Annotated in this window: 22 protein-coding genes; 10 read left to right on the forward strand and 12 right to left on the reverse strand. The window is 57.9% G+C overall.

From position 1 onward, the window contains the following. The first annotated feature begins 747 nt into the window (after positions 1-747). Entirely contained in the window at positions 748-2,643 is a 1,896-nt protein-coding gene (locus ABSE61_RS28515) for a reverse transcriptase domain-containing protein (protein WP_423874500.1), read from the forward strand. A gap of 119 nt (positions 2,644-2,762) precedes the next feature. Here ABSE61_RS28515 and ABSE61_RS28520 read toward each other — a convergent pair whose 3' ends face one another. The 3 genes from ABSE61_RS28520 to ABSE61_RS28530 form a co-directional block, all read right to left on the reverse strand. Beyond that, positions 2,763-2,954, reverse strand: coding sequence for a hypothetical protein (locus ABSE61_RS28520; RefSeq protein ID WP_423874501.1), 192 nt, complete (start codon positions 2,952-2,954; stop codon positions 2,763-2,765). Positions 2,955-3,653: 699 nt separating this feature from the next. After that, positions 3,654-4,025, reverse strand: coding sequence for a hypothetical protein (locus tag ABSE61_RS28525; RefSeq protein WP_423874502.1), 372 nt, complete (start codon positions 4,023-4,025; stop codon positions 3,654-3,656). Between the two features lie 60 nt (positions 4,026-4,085). Further along, positions 4,086-4,865: a TetR/AcrR family transcriptional regulator gene (locus ABSE61_RS28530; protein WP_423874503.1), complete on the reverse strand. Its 780-nt coding sequence runs from the start codon at positions 4,863-4,865 to the stop codon at positions 4,086-4,088. Between the two features lie 183 nt (positions 4,866-5,048). On the opposite strand from ABSE61_RS28530, the gene ABSE61_RS28535 reads away from it, so the two are divergent. The 3 genes from ABSE61_RS28535 (at position 5,049) to ABSE61_RS28545 (ending at position 7,781) form a co-directional block, all read left to right on the forward strand. After that, positions 5,049-5,693: a peroxiredoxin-like family protein gene (locus ABSE61_RS28535; protein WP_423874504.1), complete on the forward strand. Its 645-nt coding sequence runs from the start codon at positions 5,049-5,051 to the stop codon at positions 5,691-5,693. 231 nt (positions 5,694-5,924) lie between these two features. Further along, a complete protein-coding gene (gene yghU, locus ABSE61_RS28540) occupies positions 5,925-6,800 on the forward strand; it encodes a glutathione-dependent disulfide-bond oxidoreductase (RefSeq protein ID WP_423874505.1) in 876 nt (291 codons plus the stop codon). Between the two features lie 123 nt (positions 6,801-6,923). After that, entirely contained in the window at positions 6,924-7,781 is an 858-nt protein-coding gene (locus ABSE61_RS28545; protein ID WP_423874506.1) for a hypothetical protein, read from the forward strand. A gap of 346 nt (positions 7,782-8,127) precedes the next feature. On the opposite strand, the gene ABSE61_RS28550 is transcribed toward ABSE61_RS28545, so the two are convergent. Next, positions 8,128-9,699 carry an MBL fold metallo-hydrolase gene (locus tag ABSE61_RS28550; protein WP_423874507.1) on the reverse strand — a complete coding sequence of 524 codons (1,572 nt, stop codon included), beginning with the start codon at positions 9,697-9,699 and terminating at the stop codon, positions 8,128-8,130. Between the two features lie 1,167 nt (positions 9,700-10,866). Next, positions 10,867-11,727: a LysR substrate-binding domain-containing protein gene (locus tag ABSE61_RS28555; RefSeq protein WP_423874508.1), complete on the reverse strand. Its 861-nt coding sequence runs from the start codon at positions 11,725-11,727 to the stop codon at positions 10,867-10,869. A 146-nt stretch (positions 11,728-11,873) separates the two neighbouring features. On the opposite strand from ABSE61_RS28555, the gene ABSE61_RS28560 reads away from it, so the two are divergent. The 5 genes from ABSE61_RS28560 to ABSE61_RS28580 all read left to right on the forward strand — a co-directional run bounded on the left by ABSE61_RS28560 (position 11,874) and on the right by ABSE61_RS28580 (position 16,482). Beyond that, on the forward strand, positions 11,874-12,197 hold the full coding sequence (locus ABSE61_RS28560; RefSeq protein ID WP_423874509.1) for a DUF485 domain-containing protein: 324 nt from the start codon (positions 11,874-11,876) through the stop codon (positions 12,195-12,197). Beyond that, positions 12,194-13,726: a solute symporter family protein gene (locus ABSE61_RS28565; protein ID WP_423874510.1), complete on the forward strand. Its 1,533-nt coding sequence runs from the start codon at positions 12,194-12,196 to the stop codon at positions 13,724-13,726. Before ABSE61_RS28560 ends, ABSE61_RS28565 begins: the two co-directional genes overlap by 4 nt. 17 nt (positions 13,727-13,743) lie before the next feature. Further along, complete coding sequence (locus tag ABSE61_RS28570) at positions 13,744-14,511, forward strand: haloacid dehalogenase type II (RefSeq protein ID WP_423874511.1); 768 nt, start codon at positions 13,744-13,746, stop codon at positions 14,509-14,511. Between the two features lie 160 nt (positions 14,512-14,671). After that, on the forward strand, positions 14,672-15,709 hold the full coding sequence (locus tag ABSE61_RS28575) for an enolase C-terminal domain-like protein (RefSeq protein ID WP_423874512.1): 1,038 nt from the start codon (positions 14,672-14,674) through the stop codon (positions 15,707-15,709). Positions 15,710-15,711: 2 nt separating this feature from the next. Continuing rightward, a complete protein-coding gene (locus ABSE61_RS28580; RefSeq protein ID WP_423874513.1) occupies positions 15,712-16,482 on the forward strand; it encodes a 2-keto-4-pentenoate hydratase in 771 nt (256 codons plus the stop codon). 220 nt (positions 16,483-16,702) lie between these two features. On the opposite strand, the gene ABSE61_RS28585 is transcribed toward ABSE61_RS28580, so the two are convergent. From ABSE61_RS28585 to ABSE61_RS28615, 7 genes are all read right to left on the reverse strand, one after another. Continuing rightward, complete coding sequence (locus ABSE61_RS28585) at positions 16,703-17,323, reverse strand: glutathione S-transferase family protein (RefSeq protein WP_423874514.1); 621 nt, start codon at positions 17,321-17,323, stop codon at positions 16,703-16,705. Between the two features lie 60 nt (positions 17,324-17,383). Next, positions 17,384-17,686 (reverse strand): putative quinol monooxygenase, encoded by a 303-nt coding sequence (locus ABSE61_RS28590; protein ID WP_423874515.1) that lies wholly within the window; start codon positions 17,684-17,686, stop codon positions 17,384-17,386. Between the two features lie 59 nt (positions 17,687-17,745). After that, positions 17,746-18,552 carry an SDR family NAD(P)-dependent oxidoreductase gene (locus ABSE61_RS28595; RefSeq protein ID WP_423874516.1) on the reverse strand — a complete coding sequence of 269 codons (807 nt, stop codon included), beginning with the start codon at positions 18,550-18,552 and terminating at the stop codon, positions 17,746-17,748. Between the two features lie 38 nt (positions 18,553-18,590). Then, positions 18,591-19,298: a glutathione S-transferase family protein gene (locus tag ABSE61_RS28600; RefSeq protein ID WP_423874517.1), complete on the reverse strand. Its 708-nt coding sequence runs from the start codon at positions 19,296-19,298 to the stop codon at positions 18,591-18,593. Positions 19,299-19,431: 133 nt separating this feature from the next. After that, on the reverse strand, positions 19,432-20,184 hold the full coding sequence (locus ABSE61_RS28605) for an EamA family transporter (protein ID WP_490338378.1): 753 nt from the start codon (positions 20,182-20,184) through the stop codon (positions 19,432-19,434). A gap of 186 nt (positions 20,185-20,370) precedes the next feature. Next, a complete protein-coding gene (locus ABSE61_RS28610) occupies positions 20,371-20,772 on the reverse strand; it encodes a hypothetical protein (RefSeq protein ID WP_423874519.1) in 402 nt (133 codons plus the stop codon). Continuing rightward, positions 20,769-21,614, reverse strand: a complete 846-nt coding sequence (locus ABSE61_RS28615) for an alpha/beta fold hydrolase (RefSeq protein WP_423874520.1) — start codon at positions 21,612-21,614, stop codon at positions 20,769-20,771. The genes ABSE61_RS28610 and ABSE61_RS28615 overlap by 4 nt, the downstream gene beginning before the upstream one ends. Positions 21,615-21,933: 319 nt before the next feature. Between ABSE61_RS28615 and ABSE61_RS28620 the strand changes: the two genes are divergently transcribed. Then, a complete protein-coding gene (locus ABSE61_RS28620; protein WP_423874521.1) occupies positions 21,934-22,551 on the forward strand; it encodes a TetR/AcrR family transcriptional regulator in 618 nt (205 codons plus the stop codon). Positions 22,552-22,795 lie beyond the last annotated feature (244 nt).

A 22,795-nucleotide genomic window follows, 5' to 3' on the forward strand; every position in this document is an offset into this window, starting at 1 on the left:
CACGTCGGCTGGCGGCCGATTCATTGCGAAAGAGGCGCCGCGACTTGGCAGTTGACATGCGGCGCCCCCCACTGTTTGCGAGCGAAGCGAGCGCTTGCGATAGCGATCGTTACCCGAAGGGCGTGCGCCGTTGTGGCGTGAAGAAGAAGGGAGTGTTCGGAAGAATGGAGCCTACTGGTTTGGCTCTTACTTGCCCGACTTACCGGTGTCGGAAACGACTGAGACCTCGAAAGAGGAACGGGACCAGAGCATGTCGGGAAACGTCTCGAAATCGGGCGCCGCAGCCCGGTGGAGAACACAGAGTAAGGTGTGCATGGTGAAAGCTGTATTGCCTGAATCCCAGTTTCCAGTTGCTAAAGGGTTGGCGGTAGCGAACGCGGCTGACACGCTACGCCACGCGGGGCAAATCGCACCGGCCAGTGCGATCTGCCACCAGTCCGCGTGGGACGACCTCCATCGGAGGGTCAAGGAAGCGAATGGGACACCTAAACACACCGCAACTCCCCACACACGTAACTACGGGATCGCCTGCAGCAGGTTCGTCCGCGAACCTGTATGGCGACGGAGCCGTCGTAGTACCCAAATGCCCAGCGTAATGGCTGGGACAGCCACCGCAAGGCGGACGATCATGCGTATAAGGCCGGGTGACCGGATCGAAAGCGCCTCCGATCGGGGGAAGGACGATGCCGTCAATAACGGCATTTGCAGTATGCGTAGAGAAGATTCTTCGACGGAGAGGTTCTGCTGATGCAGGCCGTCATCATCCAGAGGAGAATTGAATCACTGCCGACTTTGTCGCGGTCGGGTAAGCGTATAAATGGCCTTCACCGCTTGATGAGATATCCGTATCTCTTCGAGCGGGCCTACGAAAAGGTCTCCCTCAACAAGGGAGCACTGACGCCAGGTGTTGACGGCAAGACCTTCGACGGCATGTCGCTGACGAAGCTCGCCGACATTGCGAGGCGCGTAGCAGATGGCACTTATCGCTTCCGGCCAGTCCGCCGGGTTTACATCCCGAAGGGCAACGGCAAGACACGACCGCTGGGAATTCCCACGGTGGAAGACCGGCTCGTTCAGGAGGCGGTCAGGATCATCCTCGAAGCAATCTATGAACCTGTGTTCCTCGATGAGTCGCATGGGTTCCGCCCGAGGAGGTCCTGTCACACCGCTCTAAACCTCATCAAGAAGACTTGGACGGGTTGCAAGTGGCTGATCGAAGTGGACGTGCGTGGGTTCTTTGACAACATCGACCATGACGTTCTGCTCACGCTTCTCAAGAAGCGGATCGATGATGATAGATTCATCGGTCTGATCGAAGGAATGCTGAAAGCAGGCTACATGGAAGATTGGGTCCTTGGACGCACGTACAGCGGCACGCCGCAGGGCGGAGTAGTATCGCCCTTGCTCGCCAACATCTATCTGCACGAGCTGGACCAGCACATGCAGAAAATGAAGGCGGGATTCGATAAAGGTCGCGACCGACGCGCATTCCCGCCGTACGCGGCGCTGCAAAGGCGCGTCCTTGGTCTCCGCCGGAAGATTGAGCGGCTGCGCACCGATGGCGCGGAGCTGGCCGAGATCAATGCCGCAATGGCAGAGATCAAAGCCATCAACAAGGAGAGACGGAAAGTGCTTTCCGTCGATCCCATGGACCCCAACTTCAAAAGGCTCCGCTACTGTCGATATGCCGACGACTTCCTGATCGGCATTATCGGCAGCAAGGCGGAGGCTCGTGAAGCCATGGCCTCTGTCGAACGATTCTTGACGGAGACGCTGAAGCTCGCGATCTCGCCTGAGAAGAGTGGGATTCAGGCCGCCTCAAAGGGAGTGACCTTCCTCGGTTATCGTATCGCAGCGTACACGTCCTACGGGGGTGGACGAAGGTCCAACCGCAAGGGACCGGCAGCACGGACATGGCGTATCACGCGCCGGCCGACTACCGGTAATATTAGCCTACGTGTGCCGCGAAAGCGGATAACCGAGTTCTGCAAACGGAACGGCTATGGCGACCTCGCCAAGAAGACCGGCCGTGCTCGTGAGCAGTTCCTGGTCACCAGCGACTCTGCGACCGTGCTCGCCTACAACTCAGAGTTCCGTGGTTTTGCGAACTATTACTCGTTTGCCGATGACAACAAACGCGCCTTGGGAGTGTTGGAGCTTGTTGTGTTCCGCAGCCTCATCAAGACGCTGGCGTTGCGACATCGAACGACGAGGGCGCGGATCATGGCCCGTCTGTGGAAAGGCACGGACTACGAGGTTAGTTCTGTAGTCCGGGGCAAGCTTCGCACAATCAAACTGTGGAGACTGAAGCACCTCACGCGAACCTTTTGGATAAGTCCAGTAATTGACGATGTCACAAGGGGTGCGTGGTGGATCAGAAACTCGAATGACCTAATCGACCGGTTGAATGCTCGCCGATGCGAAGCATGCGGCGGCACGACGGGGCCGTTCGAGATGCATCACCTCCGCCGTGTTCGAGACCTGCGAAGTGGGTCGCTGATAGTCTGGAAACGATCTGGCTTGCGGCGCAAGACCATCGTCTTGTGCCCGTCGTGCCGGGCGACCGTTTCCGGTCGAGAGCACTCGCATATGGAAAGCCGTGTGCATCGCAAAGGTGCCCGCACGGTTTGGGGGGAGGCGTAGGAACATCCTCCGCGGAGGTGTTCCACGCCTACCCTACCGAGACGCGGAGCGGCTCGGTTCACGAAAGCCCGATGCGGCGCCAGCCGCACGCGCATAACGGGAAACGGAAATGCGTGGCCTCAGGGAATCTGGATTTCCTCTCGAGTGCTTGTCTGCGCGTCATAGATTTTGATCTGAAGCATGGGAAAGCGCTTCTTCAGCTCCTCTCCACCTGCCATGGCGCCGTCCCTCGTGGCAAATTCAGCTTTCGTCCGGCCGTCCACTTCAAGCGCGTAAGCGGAGGCAGGCAATTCACGCGTGGCTGAAGCCATGTCTTTCCTTTTGTGCAAGCCGAGACGATCGACGATGCTTGGTTAGCCCGAGTCGCCCGCGCCGCACCAGCGCCTCGGCGTTGGTGCCGCACCGGTGGACGGAACGCCCCACCGTGCAGCCAGCGTCTCTCGAACCGGTCACAGAATCGGTCGCATAGATCAAAAGAAGATTCCCTAATGCTACAAACCAGTTCAATGTAACCTTTAAGGTAGATTAGCTACTCGGGTAGCCGGCGTGACACTTGGGACAGATGACGTCGGACTTTCGCCTGCTCGGGAACTATCACATTCTTGCCAAGTTCAGTCGGCTGGCGAGGTCGTGAAAGGTGCCCCACGGACATAAGTTATTCACAAGGCCAAATTAGCGGCCTAGGGTGTTCTTTTGGGATTATGAAAGATCCGGCGGGGACATTGGGGTTATCCACATGCCGATTGGTTGGACTATCACGACGATCGAAACAGCGGTGTTTGTGGCCGCCGGGCCGGGTCTGGCCGGCGCATGGCGTCGGTCATTAGTTGACGGCTCAATCGGCGACCCTTCCCTTGCCGAGGCATTCTTTCTTTGCACGGGGGCGGATAGACCCGGACGCCCGGTCGCGTCGGATGCTCTACTGGCGCAACCCCAGTCCCTTTACACTCCGGGCACTCGCGTTCGATCGGTCGCGACGTTTTCATTCCAAGCTGGCTAGCACGCGTCGGTCAGGTCGAACGCGGCTGAGGAGCGTCTGCCGGAGGGCCGTAGCTTGACAGCAGCCACACCGCCGAAATCACCAGTCCCATAACCAAAAAGAATTCCCGCTGATCTCCGAGAATGGTCGGCAACACCAACGCTGCCACGAAAAGAACAGGTCCTACAAGCATTTCTACAAGTGCGTGGAGCCGCATTGGGATGATCTTTAAAACCCCAAGCGGCATGTCCGTAAGAAGGGTCATGACAAGATGAATGGCGGCGAGCGCGTATGAGACAAGCGCAGCAAAGCCGGTAAGGCCAAGGACGCTTGGCGCCAAGGCGAAAATTGCAACAGTTAAGTAGTCCAGTATTCCATGCGTCCTATCGGAAACGACCTTCATGTTTTCTTCTCCCTTTGACGAACTGTGTGAGCGCAAGGGTGCGCCTTGTAACGGCTGCGTTTAACGGATCGTCGCAAGCATTGCGGATCGCGCGAGCTTGATATCGGCTTCGGACAGGCCGGACTTCGCCAAAACTAACAAGCCCTGAACATTGGCGACGAGCTGCAGGGCAATCTGATCAATCTCGCGCTTCGAACGTCTCACGCCGGCGCTCGAGGGCAAGGAGATCGCCTTCCTAAACAACGCCCGAAGAATCTCGACACCGACTTTCAGTCTATCGACTATCTCCTCATCGTTGCCGCCGACTTCCAGCGCGGTATTTCCGATCAGACAACCGCGCCAACCCGTCGCATTGGCCTCCGGGCTTTTCGCAACGGCAAGGATTCCGTCGATCAGCAATGCGGCTGCGGTCCGGGGATCTCTTACATCCAAGATCAAGCCTTCGAGATGAGTGCGCACCATCACGAAATACAAATCGAGGGTTTGCAGAAACACCTCTCGTTTGGAGCCGAACGCGTTGTAAAAACTGGCGCGTCCCACACCCATTGAATCGAGCAATTCAGGCATGTTGGTCCCTTCGAAGCCCTGCTGCCAGAACGTCTTCAGCGCTTCCTGCAGAACATCGTCAGGATCAAACTCTTTGCTTCTCATGTAGCTTATTAGACCATTTGATCTAATATGGCAAGTCACTCCAGACCACCGCTTCGCTTCAGATGCCAAAAGGGCAATCGGCTCGTGGGAACAATGGCCGACGGCTTCTCCGTCGAACGACGCAAGCTGTTGCGGATACTCAGGCCGATGTCCATCTGCCGATAGCGCCAGAATACCAGCCGGCGGCATGCTTTCCAGTCCGCCTCGGAATGGGTTGGATCTGCTTTATAGGGACTGCCGCCGGCCGCCGAGCCACACGTTTGGCCGGCGATCCACTGCCATCTTGTATTTTAGAACGATTGTACTAAAATCCCTTGCAGGCTTGCCTGACGCTCTTCGAGGGTCCGAGCCGGCAACGGAGGGCACCGCCTGATGAGGTTGCAAGAGCAACTGGATGCGTTCAAGGCCGAGTTCGCACGCACTGCGCCTGTCGGCAGGCCCGCGCTCTACGATTCAAAGATCGAAGAGTTGCGAGCGAACTTCGCCGCCGAGAACGCGATCGGAGTCGATGACCAGGCATCGGACTTCACACTGCCGGATCCCGAAGGCAGACCCGTTTCGCTGAAGAATATTTTGAAGACCGGCCCCATCGTCATAACTTTTTATCGCGGCGGCTGGTGTCCCTACTGCAACATCCAACTCCGAGCCTATCAGGCCATTCTGCCGGCGCTGGGCGCGCGTCTAGTCGTTATCTCGCCGCAACTCCCGGACGGCTCGCTATCGACTACCGAGGCGAACAGTTTGACCTTCGATGTCCTCAGCGACGTTGGCAACGTGGTCGCCCGTTCCTACGGACTTGTGTGGTCTCTGCCCGAAGAGCTGCGCGCGGCACTCCGCTCGAACAACAAGGCCTTGCCCGAAATAAACGGCGACGAAAGCTGGGAATTGCCGGTGCCAGCGACTTATGTGATTGCCCGCGATGGTCGGGTGGTGCTAGCGGCGATCGAGGTAGACTATCGCAAACGTGTAGAGCCCGATGCGATCTTGATGGCCCTGAAATCCCTAAAATCGAGATGAGCGAAACAGGCCCTCGACGCTTCATGCAACAAGCTATCGCCTTTATGCCGCCTACTCCCGACGAAGGAGATACGATGACCCGCTTCGGTCTTCCACCGTAGTCCGAGCGAGGGCCCCGGCAGGATCCATGACGTCAAGAAGGTCGACTACCACGAGGCGCGCGCTCCTGCTTTCAACTATCCGTCGGCAGGCCGACGGCACATCAAACCCGAGAACATCCGGAGGACGAAGATGAGTGATAAATCCGATTATACGCCGCCGAAGGTTTGGGTCTGGAACAAGCCAAACGGCGGTCACTTCGCCAACATCAACCGCCCCATCGCGGGTCCGACCCACGATAAGAAGCTGCCGGTCGGGCGTCATCCTTTGCAGCTATATTCGCTTGGTACGCCGAACGGCGTGAAGGTCACGATCATGCTTGAGGAGTTGCTTGCCTTCGGGCACCACGGTGCGGAATACGATGCGTGGCTTATCAAGATCGGCGAAGGTGACCAGTTCGGTAGCGGGTTCGTCGAAATCAATCCCAATTCCAAAATCCCGGCCCTGTTGGATCGTAGCGGCCCGATCCCAATCCGCGTGTTCGAGTCGGGGTCCATTCTGTGCTATCTCGCGGAGAAGTTCAGCGCCTTCCTGCCGACTGACGTCGCCCGGCGCGCCGAGTGCCTTTCATGGCTGTTTTGGCAGATGGGAAGCGCGCCCTATCTCGGCGGCGGTTTCGGCCATTTCTACGCCTATGCTCCGGCGAAGATCGAATATGCCATCGACCGCTTTGCTATGGAAGTGAAGCGCCAGCTAGACGTACTCGATCGCCGGTTGGCGGAGTACGATTTCATCGCGGGCGATAACTATACAATTGCCGACATGGCCATCCTCCCCTGGTACGGAGGCTTGGCGAAGGGCTGGCAATACGGTGCGGCGGATTTTCTGAGCGTACAGGACTACAAGAACGTTCAGCGGTGGGCCGATATGCTCCTCGAACGGCCGGCCGTGCAGCGCGGACGCATGGTCAATCGCGTCAGTGGCGAGCCCTCCACACAGTTGCGTGAACGCCATGACGCGGGTGACTTCGAGACCATGACGCAAGACAAGCTCGCGGCTACCTACTGAGCGGATCGAACGAGGCGGACGGGCCCTCTCGCGGACGGATTTCCGGCGGACGGACAAATATCCCCGGGGGTTCGAGGGCACGCAGTTGTTCGGCTATCGATCCGGGATCTGGAGCAGAACGGGATGACAAGCCTCGTAGATAACGACCCGGTGCCGGCAATCGGCGAGCAGGCCGCCACCGGAGAAACGGCCGAAATATTCGCGGATATCCGCAGCACGTTGAACGTGGAGGTCGTCAACTTGATTTGGCGTCATCTCGCAAATTTTCCAGGGGCTCTCCAATGGGTATGGGCTTCGTTAAAGCCATTATATCTAGGCCCTGCGATCTTACCTGCCGACAATATCCGCAAGACTCTGGCGCTGCCTCATCTCCCGCCTCTTTCCCGCGACACACTTCGCGCTGCCGGATTGGATGTCTCGGCTCTATCCACGATTCGGGCCATCCTGGATAGCTACCAACACACAAATGCTCTTGCCCTCGTCTGCTTTTCCGCCTTTCTCACGCGTTTTCAGAGCGCCGAGGCTTCGCAGAAGGCAACTCTATTCCCGGTTGACTTCGACAAATCCTACATTCCACCAAGCCGCGTCGCTCTGCCGAGGCTCATACCTATGACCGAGGTGCGTCCCTCGCTTGCAAACCTGATCTACGAATTGAACGGATTTGGCGAGGATGGGGACACCGCTCTCGTCGCCAGCATGTATCGACATCTCGCGCACTGGCCTACCTATCTAGCCCTCGTAAGGACGATGCTTGTGCCGCTTCAGGAGTCTGGGGAGTTGCAGGTGCTCGTGGCCGCCACTCGCCGGATTGGGGATAGCCTGGGCGCGGCTTTGGCCAGCGAGCTTTCGACGACAGCGCCACGCTTGGAAATTGAGCCGGTCCTCCACTCGGTCCGCCGTTTTGTACGCCATCCGATCGCAAGAATGACTGGCGTTTGCGCGCTCATCGGTTGTGCGACGCCGCGAGTCACCACGGTTTGAGGACGGTATCGGGACGACCAATCTCTTAGGAGAAGCAGCGCTGGATAGCATGAATCCTAAACATGACAGCTGAATTCGACGATGTGACAGACGGAGGCGTTTTGCCGAGGTGAGCGAGGCCGACGCGCCCGAGTCGGTTCGGGCGATCTATCGCGAGATCAGAACTTGTCGGGCGTGCCGACGGTCGCGCGCCATGGGTCGAATTTCAGAGAGGGACTTCTGTCTTTCGCGAAAAAGCCCAATGCTGCCTTCACATGATGTCGCCGTCGATCAACGGAGTCGTTTGGGAGTTCGATTTGCGGAATATTACCGATTGCAACCAGTTACCTACTTCCGATGACTGAAATCATCGCTTAGCCATAATCGCTTCCATTTCCGATCGGGGCACGACTCCGCCGTGGCCGCCGGCGATGCGTCCCGGCGCAATCCCCAGCTTCTTCAAGCCCTCGTAGAAGGAGACGAACATCTCCGAACGATCCTCGTCACGAATCGGCGAATAGAGGTCTGTAACCCAGACGATGTTCTCGTTAACCAGGTGTCCTATCAGCATGCCTTCGGCATGTGGATTTACGATCTTGTATAAATTGATCTCACCAAATTCATCATCAAGCGTCACGTGATCGTCGAATTCGATTATGTTGGCTCGCTTCGGATCTTTCTGAAGTTCATCGGGGCTAATCGTGTGCTGCGCGAGAAACACCGTCTCAAAGTGCGCTTTATTTGGAGCTGCAACGATGATGGCGACGCCCTCGGCCACGTACGTTCGCGCTCCACCAGTATGATCGTTATGGTGATGTGTCAGCACGAGATATTTTATTGGTTTACCGGGATACTTTGCCTTTGCTGCGTCGATCGTCCAACGCGACTGCCATTCATTGATGGGCGCGTCGAATACGATTAGGTGATCTTTACGCGCAACGATGAGACTGTTGTGGGAACCGCCAGTCACGAATTGAACGTTTGGAGAAAGTTCGACGAGCTTGAGCCCCGTTGTGGACGAAGGATAATTTACGGTGTTGCTATCAAGAAAGCGGCCGAGAAACAGACGGCGAATCACCCACTGGTAGGGTACCGATCCTTGAGCTGGCGTTATCGCATCCCTTCGAGCCTCATCGGATATCGCGAAGGTGTCAGCCGCGATGGGGGGGTTGATCTCTATTTCTCGGTATTTTACACGGCCAACAACGGTGTTATTGACCTTGTATGTCTGAGAGTATGGGATCTTTACCCCGTCGACCGATCGCCAATCGTCGAATACGAGATCGTAATTAACATCTCCGTAAACCCAGTCGTCGTCGAGCGTACGAACTGCGGCCGGCAACTTGGTCGAACGATCAAACAAGACCGTGAATTTGAAGTCACCGTCCGAAAAAACGACGGAAGGCAGCAGCTTGCCGTCGAGGATTTGATCGGGCAACGATGAAAGCTTCTGCGGCGCGTCAAGCGCTTTCAAGAGCAGAACCGGTGAGGCCCCTTCGAGCTCGCGCCGATAGGCTGCGACTCTAATATCGGACATGGGTACCTCACCTTTCGCCGTCGACACAGCGCCGTATCTCGGGCTAACAATCTCGCTGTATTTTTTCTCTTCGACGAACGGGTATTCGAATTTGCGGTCCCAATCGGATCGCGACAAATCCTTCTCACCGTCCCACGTGAGGGAGAGTCTGGAATCGCCGATAAAGCGAGGCTCGCCGTCGGCGACGTAGCTCTGTTGGGGCTCCCAGAACTGTGCGTCCGCCTTAAGCGAAAGCCCCTTCACGGAGCGGAGCGCCGCAACACCGCCAACGGCCGCTACGGCCTGCTCGACGACCTCGACAGGAGAAGCGCTTTGCGCGTGCGCGGCCAACTGCGCGGCTAAAGCAGACAGCACGGTTAGTGCAGATAGCATGAACTTACCGAAGCAAAAGAAACGCTTCATGCAACAATCCTCCTACGCCCAACTGCCGATGAACCGGGCCGTCAACGTAGCTATTCGGGATGCCGAGACCGCATAACGATCGCGTGAAACCTTAACAATCGATGGCGTCCTCGATCTTCGAGCCTGGTTGGCGTGCGGTCGCAAACCAGGGTTACCCGCGATCTCACGGATCACCGAACGGCGCCTTTGGAGTTGAAAGACCGTCCCGCTGTCAGCTTCGTCTTCCAACGCTGTCAACATCTTCAACGCCGGCCTTAAGGGCGTTTACGAGAAAACAAGTGCGATTTCCGCCGTAACATTCGTTCCGGTGAAACGAACCTTCAGCACAAGCTTGCTCGGCTCAGGTCAGGAGAGACGTATGGGAAAATCTGCGACCCGGCTTTTGACACTATCCATAGGCGCGACAGCGCTGGTTCTGGTTCCCTTCATCGCGCCAGCCAAGGCCGCGACGAACGCCCGAGCGGAAGAGAAGACCCGGGAGAATATTCACTTCAGCGATCACAGATTGTCCGGCCAGGCGCGGCCTATTACGAAGCCTTCCAGTCAAGCAGACGTGGTCTGCACCGGCGCAACTCGAAGCTTCGACTGCAAGCAGTGGCCTCCTTCGATAGATGAGGATCCTGATCGAAAGGCCGGAGGCGCAGGCGGCATGTGAACAAGTGTCAGGTCTCCAGCTCAACACAGATCTCTGCTCGCCAATAACGGCAAAACGCGTCGATCGGGCCGCGCTTCACAATAGGGATTGCGTGTGGAATGTGGAACGATGCGCGTAAGATCGCCGACCAAGCTGTCGCGTCTTCGCCGTCGGCTTCATCCCGAGCGACTAACTCCCGACCATCTCACATGTGGAGGAGCGTTCGGCTCGCAGGTTCGATGACCGCCTCTGCGCGAACACTTCGCCGATATCCGCGTCCTCGTAACGGCAGGCTTAGCCGCTTTTAGACGAAGCTGGCTCCTAAAATGAATTCGAATCAGAGACTTCGTCGTCAAGATCAGTAACCCCTCCGAAAACACCTGCCGTCCGCGACCTTACCGAAGTCGCTTAAGGCCCGAAAGATGGATCATTTTCCGCCCGTGCGGCGCCTCGCGAACAATGTCCCCTGCGGATTGAAGAGGCAATTTTGGTGGAACGGAGCTTCGTGCCTCCAAACGGGAGATCAGCAGATTTTACGGGACGACCGAGGCCAAACGATCGGCCAAATGATTGGCGAGTTCGCCGACGACACGGGAATTGCTGCGCCGTCCAAACGAATACACGAGTTCGATCGAAGGCAACTGCGGCAAGCGCCTGCCGTGAGGAACGATCTTGAGCGGAGCCGAAACCAAGGCTCGAGCGAGAACCGTTATTCCCATGCCCTCCGTGGCGGCGGATCTGAGACATTCGAAGCTCGGGCTGACAAAACTGAGATGCCAGGGACGACCATGATCCTTCAGGGAAGCGATGGCGATGCGGCGATACGTGCATCCCTCGGGAAACAGAATCAAAGGAAGAGAATCCGAATCGTTGGCGGTGTAGTTCGGGCCGCTGACCCAAACCAATTGCTCGCGCAGCGCTACGGTGCCGAACTTTGCCCCGGCCTCCTGTTTGAAGAAAGCAAGGTCGAAGTCTCCACGAGCGCTGCGCTTCTGTAAGCTTTCGGACTGGTTGGCCTCGACTTCCAGTCCGACCATCGGATGTTTCGCCTTGAACCGCGCGAGCCAGGCCGCAAAATCCCGGCCGAAAAAATCGAGCGGGACACCAAGACGCACGAAGCCCGTCAGCAGATCGTCGGACATGGAGGCGTAGGCCTCGTCGTTGAGCTTGAGTATCCGTCGCGCGTACTGCATCAACCGGCCGCCTTCGGTCGTCAGTTCCAATACCCTTCCCTTGCGCCGAGAAAGCAGGGGCCGGCCGACCTGGGTCTCAAGTTTCGCGATCTGCTGGCTTATGGTCGACTGCGAGCGACCAACCGCCTCGGCCGCACGCGAGAAACTCATGGCGTCTGCGACCACGAGAAACGAACGAAGGCAATCGATATCCAGATTCATCGCCGTCTCCACAATCGCTAAATCCGATACCAAGTATCGCTATAATTCATTTTGCCACTAGCGGGCGCCTGCGTAAAGATGGCAAGCCCCATCGGTACGAAAACTGGCGGAGGCCAACCTGCGCAAAAGCGGGCGATATGGGAGGGATGATGTCTGGTAGCGAGGCGCGGCCGGAAGCCGCGCGAGAGTTCGTTCGACTGTTAGTGGCGGAGAAGGTCAGGTTTCTCGTACCCATGACCGTCGCTTTCATGACCGGTTACATCGGATTGACTGCGCTGGCTGGCTTCGCCAAAGATCTGATGTCGTTGAAGATCGTCGGCTCTTTGAACCTGGGCTTTACCCTGATTGGGGTCAATTATTTGATGTCGTGGGTGCTCGCGGTTGTCTATGAGCGCATCGCCAACAACAAGTTCGACCCGCTTGCCTCAAAGGCCGCGGATCAGGCTTCGATCCGGAGGTCGGACCCGTGAGCATCACGCTTACCATCTTTATCGCGATTTTGCTGATCAGCCTTGGCATCACTTATTGGGCTGCCAAGCGGACCACCACGACCAGCGACTTTTACGCCGCGGACAGTGGTCTTACAGCGGCGCAGAATGGTTTCGCTCTGGCCGGCGATTGGTGCAGCGCCGCCGCCTTTCTCGGCTTTACCGGACTGACCGCGCTATACGGTATGGACGGCGCTTTCTATGCGCTGGGGCCGCTCGTGGCCTTCTGCACCGTTCTGTTCCTGATCGCGGAGCCTCTTCGCAACTCCGGAAAATACACGCTCGGCGACGTCATTCGCAGCCGCATGCAAACCCGCACCTCGCTTCTCGCAGCGATAACAGGAACCGTCATCGTCAACTTCGCGTACCTGATGCCCCAGATGGCGGGCGCCGGCGTGCTGGTTCGATTGTTGACCGGTATATCGTACGATTGGGCCGTGGTCTTCGTCGGCCTAAGCATGATCGTCTATGTCGCGTTCGGCGGCATGCTGGCGACCACATGGGTGCAGATCGTCAAGGCGGTTTTGATGCTCGGAGCCGGCGCTATCATGCTACTCATGGCGCTTTCGCTGGTTCATTTCGATGCGCTCACCTTCTTTGCGGACGACGAAGCAAAATACGGCGCCAAATATCTCCTTCCGGGCAACTATCTCAAGAACCCCTTCGATCAGATCTCGTTGGGATTGGGCTACACTCTGGGGCTGGCGGGCCTGCCGCACGTGATGACGCGCTTCTATACGGTTCCTGACGCCCGCGCAGCACGACGGTCCGTGGTCTGGGTCATGTTTTTGGCCGGAGCGTTTTTTGCGGCGACGACGCTGTTCGGGCTCGCGGCCGCCGACTTCGTCGGACAGGACACGATCCGTGCCGCCGACAAGGGTGGCAATCTCACGCTACCCTTGTTGGCTCAATATCTCGGCGGCGGTAAAGGTACATTTGGCGGTGAACTTATGCTCGGGTTCGTGGCGGCGGTGGCGGTCGCGACTATCCTCGCAGTCGTCTCGGCGCTCACCTTGTCGACGTCAAGCACCATCGCGCACGATTTCTACGTGAACTGGATGAAAGGTGGCAAGGTCGACGGTCGGCGCGAAGTTCGGATAGCGCGCGTGACGGCAGTCGTTATCGGACTTCTCGCCATCGCACTCGGCATTCTTGCTCAGGGAATAAACGTCGCGGTTCTCGTGATCCTTGCCATCTGCGTAGCCGCCAGCGCGAACTTCCCGGTCCTGGTGCTCTCGCTGTTCTGGCGGCGCTTCAACACGGGGGGTGTCGTCGGTGGAATGGCCATGGGCCTGATCAGTTCCGTCGTGTTGGCCATGATCGGTCCGGCCATGCGCGGAAGCGATGCCGTTTGGCCGCTCGTCAATCCCACGATTATATCTCTACCGTTAGGTTTTCTCGGGGCCGTTTTTGGCACCTTGATCGCCGGTCGCGACTTGGAGAACGAAAAGCGCTTCGACGCATTTCTGCTGCAAGTCCATACCGGCATCGTCCCTGAACGATCCTCATAATAGAGAAAGCTTCCCTCGTGACTATGAAAGCAGTTGTCTTCGACGCATATGGCACTCTCTACGACATCCAATCCGTTGCGGCCGTTACCGACAAGACGTTCCCGGGCTATGGAGAACTCATCACCCAGGTCTGGCGCGTCAAACAGCTCGAATATACGTGGCTTCGATCCTTGATGCGGCGCTACGCAGATTTTTCCGTCATTACAAGAGAGTCTTTGAGCTACACGCTGAAAATCCTGGGTTTGAAGTGCGACGTGAGCATCTTCGAGGAGATCATGGACAAGTATGTCCATCTCGATCTGTATCCGGATGCGAAACCGGCGTTGCTGTCCTTGAAGAGCTACAAGCGAGCCATTCTATCGAACGGCAGCACTGAGATGCTCGCGAGTTTGGTGCGAAATACCGGCCTCGATACTATTTTGGACGCGACAATCAGTATCGATGCCAATCGGATTTTCAAACCGAGCCCCGATGCGTATTCTTTGATCGAATCTCGACTTGGCGTAAGGCCTTCCGACGTCCTCTTCGTATCGTCCAATCCTTGGGATGCGATCGGTGCAAAGGCCGTCGGGCTGAAGGTCGCCTGGATCGAGAGGGTGACACCAGAAGCCATGCAGAAGGCATGCGAGAGAGCCGATCTAGTCGCGCCCTTGACCATGTTCAGGGCGCTGCGAACGCAAATGGACGAACTGGGCCTCGAGCCCGACTACAAGGTCAATGGCCTCGCGGCGCTTTCCGACATCTTGCCGACGAACCCTGAAATAAGCTCCTCCGTGCAAGTCTAGGTGCTGCCATCGACGAAGGGAATGGCTTGCGCAATTCTGGATCGATCGTTAAATAATAGGTAAAAACGGAGTTCCTTTGGCCTTGTCATCTGGGTCGCCGATATCGCGCATCAGCCCGCCAGTGCTCCGTTCACTGACGGCGACAGCGGTGAAGTTGCCCATGAAACGGCCTCTTGGAACGAGCGCCAAAAGCATCGACGAGGCCTGTCTGCTGCTGGTCGACCTTCTGACGCGGGACGGCGTTCGGGGTCACGGATACGCGTTTTGCTACCAGCAATCGATCGCGCGTTCGCTGTTGCCCGTGGTGGCTGAGCTAAGCGAGTTATTGGAAGGCGAACCTCTGGCTCCGCTTGACATCGCTCTTATAGTTTCGCGGCATTTCAGGCTTCCGGGCCTGAGCGGGCCTCTGGCTATGGTCGCCTCGTCCATCGATGCAGCGGCTTGGGATGCCGTCGCCAAGTCGGCGAATGTGCCGCTTGCGGTCTATCTCGGGGCGAGCCTGAAGCCGATCGCGGCCTACAACAGCAACGGGCTCGGGCTGATGCCGCCGGATGCCGCCGCCGATGAAGCTGAAGCGTTGTTGGAAGGTGGTTTTACCGCTGTCAAGTTGAGACTCGGACGAAGCTGCTTCGAGTACGACCTAGCGACCGTTAGAGCGGTACGACGACGGCTACCTGATAACGTGCGGGTCATGGTCGACTTCAACCAAGCGCTGACGTTTGCGGATGCACTGCAATCTGCGTACGCGCTCGATCACGAGGGAATCTACTGGATCGAGGAGCCGATCCGACACGACGACTACCATCACATGGCGCTTCTGGCTCAAGCTGCGAGAACGCCTATCCAGATCGGAGAGAATTTCACCGGGCTACGTCCGATGGCAACGGCTCTGGAGGCGGGTTCATCGGACTACGTGATGCTTGACCTCGTCCGGATCGGCGGCGTCACCGGCTGGCAGCGAGCAACCGGTCTCGCAGCGGCGTACGACCGCGAAGTATCTTCGCATCTGTTTCCCGAAGTAAGCGCACATTTGCTGGCGGCAACGCCAGGCCGCCATTGGCTCGAATACGTCGACTGGGCCAATCCGATCCTGCAGCAGCCGCTGCGAATCGAGAACGGCTTAGCAATTCCTTCCGACCGTCCTGGCAACGGGCTCGCTTGGGATGCTGATGCCGTCGCTAAATATCGGCTGGCTTAGCGATGACGGCGCAGAACGTCATCCCTCTGACGCCGCGGCTTAAGTCTTTGGCCGCTCGGCAATGGCACGACTATCGGCGGGCCGAGCCGGGCAGTTCCTTCGCCGATCCGGAATTGTCGGTGACGTTGGATGAAGCCTATGCGATCCAAATGGAGACTGCGCGCCTGCGCTGCGCCGCCGGAGACGCAATCGCTGGATACAAGGTCGGTTGCATCGGCGCCGGCGTCGTCGAACAGTTCGGCATGAGCGGACCTATCCACGCACGCCTGTTTCGAAGTGAAATCCGAAACGGCGGTGAGAAGCTTCGACATACGGCATTCACAAATCCCGCGATCGAGGGAGAAATGGCCCTTCGAATCGGCGACAACGGACGAATCGCGGGGGCTTTTCCCGTGATCGAACTACATCAATTCGTCTTCAGGGCGCCGCGTAGGACACTTGCCGAACTGGTGGCCAATAACGGGATCAATGCCGGCGTGATCGTATCCAGTGAACTCAAGACGACGCCGCTGGAGAAGTGGGAAAACGCACGTTCCCTATCGGTGGCCATCAATGGTACGACCGTTGATGCCGGACCGTTGTGGGCCATGCAAGGCGGCGCGACCGAAGCCATCGACTGGTTGCAGAGCGATCTCGATCGCTTTGGTGAAATCTTGAGACCGGGAGACATCGTGCTTGCAGGTACGCCGCTCGGTCTGCACCCCGTGAGACCTGGCGATCATGTCGCCGTTTCCATCGACAATCGCGAATACCTACATTGCGGCTTCGCGTAGGCGTTGGGACCGGAAGGCCCCGTTTCGGACCTGGCGAGTCGAGCGCCTGGCGTCTAACATGCGACTCACAATCATCTTGGAAACCGCCGCCACTGTCGCGACTCCACCATATCGGGGGACGCCCGCCGGGCGCGCTCGCGGCTCGATTCGAGCTATGCCGATCCGAAACTTGGGCGCGATATCGCCTATGAAGTCCGCCGTTTCCCAACCGGTATGTCGTTCAACTCAACGGCGTCATCACCGCTTCACGAAATGGCTGGCGCTGTTTCATGAGGTTGTACCACCGCTGCACGTTGGGCAATTCCGGATGATCGATATATAACGCATACCATCGATGGATGGTCGTAGCTGCCGGGATGTCGCCCATCGAAAAAGCGTCGCCGGCGAGAAAAGTTCGATCGGAAAGTCGCTCATCGAGAATTCGGACAGCGGCCAGGCACAGCTTCATGCCCTTTGAGACAACCGCGGGGTCACGCTTTGCCGGGGCTGTTCTGACTAGTTCGATGAATAACGGGCGCAACGCCGGCCAAAACACGGTCGCTTGCCAGTCCATCCAACGCTCGGCGTCAAAGCGCGTCCCGATGTCCGGGGGACACAGCAAACCATTCCCGTTTTTGTGAGCGAGATATCGAACGATCACGTTCGATTCCCAAAGCTTAATTTCTCCGTCTTCGATCGTGGGCACAAGGCCGTTCGGGTTGAGTGCGCGGTATTCGGCGGTTTTATTCACTTCGAACTCGTTGCCCGCATCGATCCTCTCATACGCCAAGCCAAGCTCGCCGCAGCACCACAGCACTTTCTGCACGTTGACGGAATTGGCCCGTCCCCAGATCGTTAGCATCGCGATAATCCCGTTATCGATCCGCTCGCTTGCAATCGAGCGTTCGACGGATGACCAGAGTCAGGTTGGAAGCTTGTCCGCAAGCACTGCTGGCTGACGGATCTCAGGCGGCGCGGCAAGCAGGTCCGCCGCGTTCGCCATCAGCGCAGCCGCCACGGCACCGTTCAGATGTGCGGTTCGCCCGGCCTCATCGTTAAAGGCGTCGAAGATCGCGAAGGTCGTCTTGTCGAAGCGCACAGCGAACCAGGCAACAGTGCCGGCTTCGGCCAAGACAAGATTCCGGGCGTTAGCCAAGAAACTTGCGACGTCCTCTTCCCGGCCCTGCTTTGCCTTCAGTTCGACGTAGAGTGCGAAACGTGTCATTGGAGGTTTCCCTTGTTGCAATGCTACTTAGTACGCCAACAGCGAAACCTTATTCCGGACTAAAGTGCCGAATGGTCGCGGACGGCTTCCGCGAGCGCCGGCTTGAGATCTAGAAAGCGTTTGTCGAGGGCTGCCGGGTCGTCGCGATTTAAGGCGATCATCTTCGCTCGGGCCTCGCCTCCACGGATCACCTCGAAGGCATCCTGCTCGATTCCTTCCACCACGGCCACGGCGACCGCGTTCGCCGGCTCTCGTGTAAAGCCGAGTTCGGGTCCAGCGCGAGACGAACTCATCATGGGAGTGTCGGTCGCTCCCGGGTATACCGTCATGACCTGTACACCCTCACCCTTCAGCTCGCGTCGAAGCGATTCTCCAAATTTCGCCAAACCACCTTTGACTCCGGCATACGTCGCATAAAACGGCGCCGCAACAAGCGCTATGCCCGAAGTAACGTTGACGACCAGACCGTCGCCGCTCGCGCGCAGCGAAGGCAACGCCGCGCGTGTCAACATGATCGGGGCCACAAGATCGACCTCGATCATCTTCCGGATTTCAGCCTCAGTCGTGTCCTCGAGCCGGCCGGCTCTCACTCCGCCGGCGTTGTTCACGAGGATATCCAGTCCGCCGAGTTTGTCTAACGCGTGCTCAAGCGTGGTCTGACGACCCTTTTCCGTGCCGACATCCGCCGCGACCGATTCGACATCGTGACCATTCTGACGAAGCCGATTGGCCGCTTCGGCCAGGACTTCCGATCGTCGTCCGGTAATGGCGACCGTTGCGCCTCTGGCCAACATCGCCTCGGCGATCGCAAAACCAATGCCGCTCGAACCGCCCGTAATCAGCGCTCGTTTTCCTCGAAGTTTCATTTCGCCATCCGACCATGTTTGGAGGTTTCTACTGTGCTCTACCGAGAGGCCTTGGGATAGTTCGAAGGAAAAAGCGCTCGGCGCGTGTCCTCATCCACTTCCTTCTTGAAGGCATGATCTTTTCCTACCGCCCGGGCTCTCGCTACCGCCGGACGGGCGTCGACCTCCCGATACCAACGTTCGATATTAGGGAACGCCGCAAGAGGGGGCGTGTCGCCCGGCAGCACGCGGGGCGCACGCTCGACCCATCCCCATCCCGAGATGTCGGCAATCGAGAAGTCTTTACCGACGACGAATTCGCGGCCTTTCAAATGAACATCGAGCACTTCGTAGTGCCGTTCGACTTCGCGACGATACCGATTGATAGCATAAGAGAGCTTCTCAGGCGCCGCGTGCTGGAAATGCACGGCTTGTCCGGAGAAGGGCCCGATACCGGTTGCGATGAAGAAAAGCCATGACAGCAGCTCGGGTCTGTCGGCGGGCATCCCCATAAGACGTCCGGTTTTTTCCGCCAGATAGAGCAGAATCGCACCGGAATCGAAAACTCGGGCTTCTTTTCCGCCAGGCCCGTCACTGTCGACGATGGCAGGCACTTTTCCGTTTGGATTGACCGCCCGGAACTCGGGCGCATGCTGCTCCCCCCTGCTAGTATCGATCGGCACCAACTGATAGGCCAAGCCGACCTCCTCCAGCATAAGCGCGACTTTCGCCGGATTGGGCGTCGGATGATAATAGAAGCGGATCATTAGCTTTCTCCCTTTGGGCTACTTTGGATGGGCGAGATGGCGGCGAAAGCGACTCCCAGCCCAACGAGGCAGGCGACTGCCGACGATGACCACGACGGCCATTCGCCGAGAACCGGTATCGCCAACAGCGTCGTCATGATCGGCACGAGCGCAATAATCGCAGCAGCGGCGTCCGGCCGAGCGGGGCGACGGTGCAATTGAGCGAGAACAGCGCTACTACGCCCTCACCCGAGGCCCGCATCAGGTTCAACAGCCCGAGTCCGAAAGAGAATGGCGGATAGAGGAGCGCGGACCGGAAACGGACCAGCGATGTCGCTTGGCGCGAGGTAAGCGCCGCGCGATGCACCTCCAAACTATAGAATGCCCACATGGTAGCAGCCGTTACGAGAGCCGCAACGCCGACGGTATCGAGAACGCTTTCGGCCCGAAAACAACAGTAGACCAGCGTCACGAACCCGGTGCCGATCATTCCGCAGCCGAACAGCTCTCTTTTGTGTGGGACTTCGCACAAGAAGCGCCACGCGATCAGTCCCGCAAATAGCGGCATCAACGCTCTTGGTACGGACGAAACCAAAGCTGCCGACGTCAATTTGAGGCCTATCGCAACCAGAATGATAAGCACCGCTCGCCACAGCCAGGCTAGGACCATCCCCTCGCGCCACGCGTCAAGCCGTAGCCGCGATGGACCTGTCGGCAGTGCCGGCGTCAGCAGCACCCCCTCTCCAAAGCGAAACGCGATGACGTCCCAAACTCGAAGATCATGGCGAAGCTCCAGTTTCGTCGGGACAAACCGACTCGGAAAAATCGCAACGCCCGGACCGCGCAAAGCGATAGCCTGCACGAACTGCCAAGAGACGCTCCCAGACGAATTCGATTGTTTGGGCATCCTGCCAGCCGCGATTCGAGTAGTTCAATCCGAAGGTGCTCGCGGCCGGTAACCAGCGCTATCTTTTAGATCACACGATCTAAAATTCATCAAGCGCTGTTCGGAGTAACAGTGTCATCATTTAATCGCATAGCTCGACACTCTGGACCTTGCGGCCGGTCAATGACAGGACATCTGCCCGGCTATTCAACCTTTTGGAGCTGCGGGTACGCGATACAAACGTCCGGTCTGGTCGAAATCCTCGACCGTCCAGGGACCGCCGATGCCGCCGATCATCCAGCGCAAGATCGACCAGATATCTCGATCCATGGTCGTCCCTTCGATAGGCTCCATCGCGTCGACGACAGCATGGATTTCAAGACCTGACGGGAACGGCTCGCCGCTTCTACCGATGAAAATGAATGCGTAGGCGAAGCCGGACGGGGCACGAACGAATGCCGGTTCCGCAAGGCCCTTGCGGTCCAAGTCAAACGTTCGGACAAAGAAATCTCGGAATTCGGGATAGTGCGATACCCGGTCTTCCGCCAGCGCGAAGGAGAGGCGTTTTCCCCGAAGATCGGGCTTCTCGATGATTGCCACTTCGGTCACAGGCCGTCCTCCTCTGCGTCGAGACGGTCCAAGAAGGAACGGATCAGGTCCGCTATCTCACGTCCAGAATCCTCTTGCAAAAAATGGCGACCAGTGACGAGATGCGGTCCCTCGGCGTGAGGAAGCAGCTGTTTGAAACGATTCGAAAACGTGGCCGGGTCGAATACTTCGTCCTCGCGTCCCCAGATGATTAAGGTCGGAAGCTTCGAACCGGACAATTGCCGTTCGAGCCACTCGAAGCGCTCAAACGCCCTCGCGTTCTCGTCGAGCGGAATCCAACGCGGCCATACCCAGGTGAGGAGTCGCGTAGCCGGATCCGGAAGTACCGCTTCATAGGCCCACGAAGCGTTGCTAGAAAACTTTTCGCGATCGACCACCGAGAGATAGACCCCACGGCCGGCAAGAGCACAATGGTTGCCGAGGAGGTAAGGCCCGACCAGTGGAGCATGCATCATGCGCCAAGGAAAAATGCGCGTGTGGAACTCTGCAGGAGGAAGAGGCCAAGCCCACGTGCTCATCACCGTGAGCGCACGAACGAGAGCTTGATTGCTCATCGCGAACGAAAGCCCGGTGGGACCGCCCCAATCGTGGCAGACGAGCGCTATCCGTTCTAGGCCGAGTTGGCGCATGAGAGCTGTCAGATTGGCTATATGCCCGTCGAGGGAATGCGCATGTTCACGGGTAGGCCTTTCTGAAAGACCAAACCCAATCATATCCGGGACGACAACGCGTCGTCCTGAACTAACAAGTGGGGCTATCACTTCACGATAAAGGAAGCCCCACGTCGGATTCCCGTGGAGCAGCACGACGGGGTCGCCCTTGCCCTCGTCGATATAGTGCATACGCCAGCCATTGACATTCGCGTAATGCGGAGCGTACGGCCAACTGGCTCGTAAGGCTGCCGGTAGCGTTCCTTCCAAGTGTACGGTCACGGTTCCCTCCGCATAGTTTCGCTCCCGGCTCTTCCCGTCCGACAACGCCGCGAGAGCGATTATAGATCGATCGATTTATAATGAAAGGCCGCCTCTCCGCGTTTTGATCGGGAAGGTTGGGGGTGAGACATGCGGGCACCTCGGCGATTGTCAGCCAACTGTTTCAAGTGTTAAAGGAGACCAGAGGCATCCTGTTGATGGGGGGCCTGACGGTTGGAGACCTGCGACGATGGCGAGGCCCCGAGAGTTCGACGAGGCTGCGGTACTGGACGCCGCAATCCAGAAGTTCTGGCAATGCGGTTACGAAGCAACGTCGGTCCGTGACCTCGCCGACGAAATGAACATCGCGGGCGCGAGTCTTTACAACGCCTTTGGCGACAAGCGCTCGTTGTATGAGCGAGCGCTAAATCGATATTTGGATCAGACGTTTAGAGAGCGCATTGGGCGAATTGAACCTAGCCTCCCTCCCCGCGAGGCCATTGTCGCCTTTCTCCAGGAAATCATCAAACGGTCCCTCACAGATAAACAACGGCGCGGCTGCATGCTTGTGAATTCGGCTATCGAAAGCGCCCCACACGACAGCGCATTTCTCGATATTGTCGGCACATTTCTCGACGAGGTGGAAGAATTCTTCTTTCGATGCGTCTCAAAAGGTCAAAAGCAAGGTACGATCTCGAAAACGCAATCGGCGGAGGATCTTTCCAGATCTCTGCTAAGCGTTCTCCTTGGTATTAGAGTGCTCGCACGCGTTAGACCGGAGCGTAAGTTACTCGAAGGTCTCCTGCGACCCATACTGGGATTATTAGACGACACTCGTCCCACTCGACGACGCAGTGCCGCGCGATAGATGACACCGATGCCTAAACGAGCGAATCACTATCATTTCTACGTCCAGTCGCAACAGAGCTTTTGCGAGCCGCTGTCTGCCGCGAATGATCGAAGGGACTCCTCCAGCCGACGGCGAGCGCCGCTTGCCGGATCGCGTTGACGACGCCTGATCTCGTCTGAGGCGAAACATTCCGGCTAACGTGTACAAGTCGTGCGCAAAGCCCGCCTTCGGCGGATATTTGAGGCGCGTTGCGTGACGGGAT

This window comes from Bradyrhizobium sp. (assembly GCF_049519115.1).
In the GTDB taxonomy this organism is placed as follows: Bacteria; Pseudomonadota; Alphaproteobacteria; order Rhizobiales; family Xanthobacteraceae; genus Bradyrhizobium.

Excerpts from the sequence above, each read along its gene's own strand:
- ABSE61_RS28545 (WP_423874506.1), top strand. The coding sequence starts at position 6,924 with ATGACAAGCCTCGTAGATAACGACCCGGTGCCGGCAATCGGCGAGCAG.
- ABSE61_RS28580 (WP_423874513.1), top strand. The coding sequence starts at position 15,712 with ATGACGGCGCAGAACGTCATCCCTCTGACGCCGCGGCTTAAGTCTTTG.
- ABSE61_RS28520 (WP_423874501.1), bottom strand. The coding sequence starts at position 2,954 with ATGGCTTCAGCCACGCGTGAATTGCCTGCCTCCGCTTACGCGCTTGAA.
- ABSE61_RS28575 (WP_423874512.1), top strand. The coding sequence starts at position 14,672 with ATGAAACGGCCTCTTGGAACGAGCGCCAAAAGCATCGACGAGGCCTGT.
- ABSE61_RS28620 (WP_423874521.1), top strand. The coding sequence starts at position 21,934 with ATGGCGAGGCCCCGAGAGTTCGACGAGGCTGCGGTACTGGACGCCGCA.
- ABSE61_RS28555 (WP_423874508.1), bottom strand. The coding sequence starts at position 11,727 with ATGAATCTGGATATCGATTGCCTTCGTTCGTTTCTCGTGGTCGCAGAC.
- ABSE61_RS28600 (WP_423874517.1), bottom strand. The coding sequence starts at position 19,298 with ATGATCCGCTTCTATTATCATCCGACGCCCAATCCGGCGAAAGTCGCG.
- ABSE61_RS28560 (WP_423874509.1), top strand. The coding sequence starts at position 11,874 with ATGATGTCTGGTAGCGAGGCGCGGCCGGAAGCCGCGCGAGAGTTCGTT.
- ABSE61_RS28595 (WP_423874516.1), bottom strand. The coding sequence starts at position 18,552 with ATGAAACTTCGAGGAAAACGAGCGCTGATTACGGGCGGTTCGAGCGGC.
- ABSE61_RS28535 (WP_423874504.1), top strand. The coding sequence starts at position 5,049 with ATGAGGTTGCAAGAGCAACTGGATGCGTTCAAGGCCGAGTTCGCACGC.
- ABSE61_RS28525 (WP_423874502.1), bottom strand. The coding sequence starts at position 4,025 with ATGAAGGTCGTTTCCGATAGGACGCATGGAATACTGGACTACTTAACT.
- ABSE61_RS28585 (WP_423874514.1), bottom strand. The coding sequence starts at position 17,323 with ATGCTAACGATCTGGGGACGGGCCAATTCCGTCAACGTGCAGAAAGTG.
- ABSE61_RS28515 (WP_423874500.1), top strand. The coding sequence starts at position 748 with ATGCAGGCCGTCATCATCCAGAGGAGAATTGAATCACTGCCGACTTTG.
- ABSE61_RS28615 (WP_423874520.1), bottom strand. The coding sequence starts at position 21,614 with ATGCACTATATCGACGAGGGCAAGGGCGACCCCGTCGTGCTGCTCCAC.
- ABSE61_RS28550 (WP_423874507.1), bottom strand. The coding sequence starts at position 9,699 with ATGAAGCGTTTCTTTTGCTTCGGTAAGTTCATGCTATCTGCACTAACC.
- ABSE61_RS28605 (WP_490338378.1), bottom strand. The coding sequence starts at position 20,184 with ATGCCCAAACAATCGAATTCGTCTGGGAGCGTCTCTTGGCAGTTCGTG.
- ABSE61_RS28590 (WP_423874515.1), bottom strand. The coding sequence starts at position 17,686 with ATGACACGTTTCGCACTCTACGTCGAACTGAAGGCAAAGCAGGGCCGG.
- yghU (WP_423874505.1), top strand. The coding sequence starts at position 5,925 with ATGAGTGATAAATCCGATTATACGCCGCCGAAGGTTTGGGTCTGGAAC.
- ABSE61_RS28530 (WP_423874503.1), bottom strand. The coding sequence starts at position 4,865 with ATGCCGCCGGCTGGTATTCTGGCGCTATCGGCAGATGGACATCGGCCT.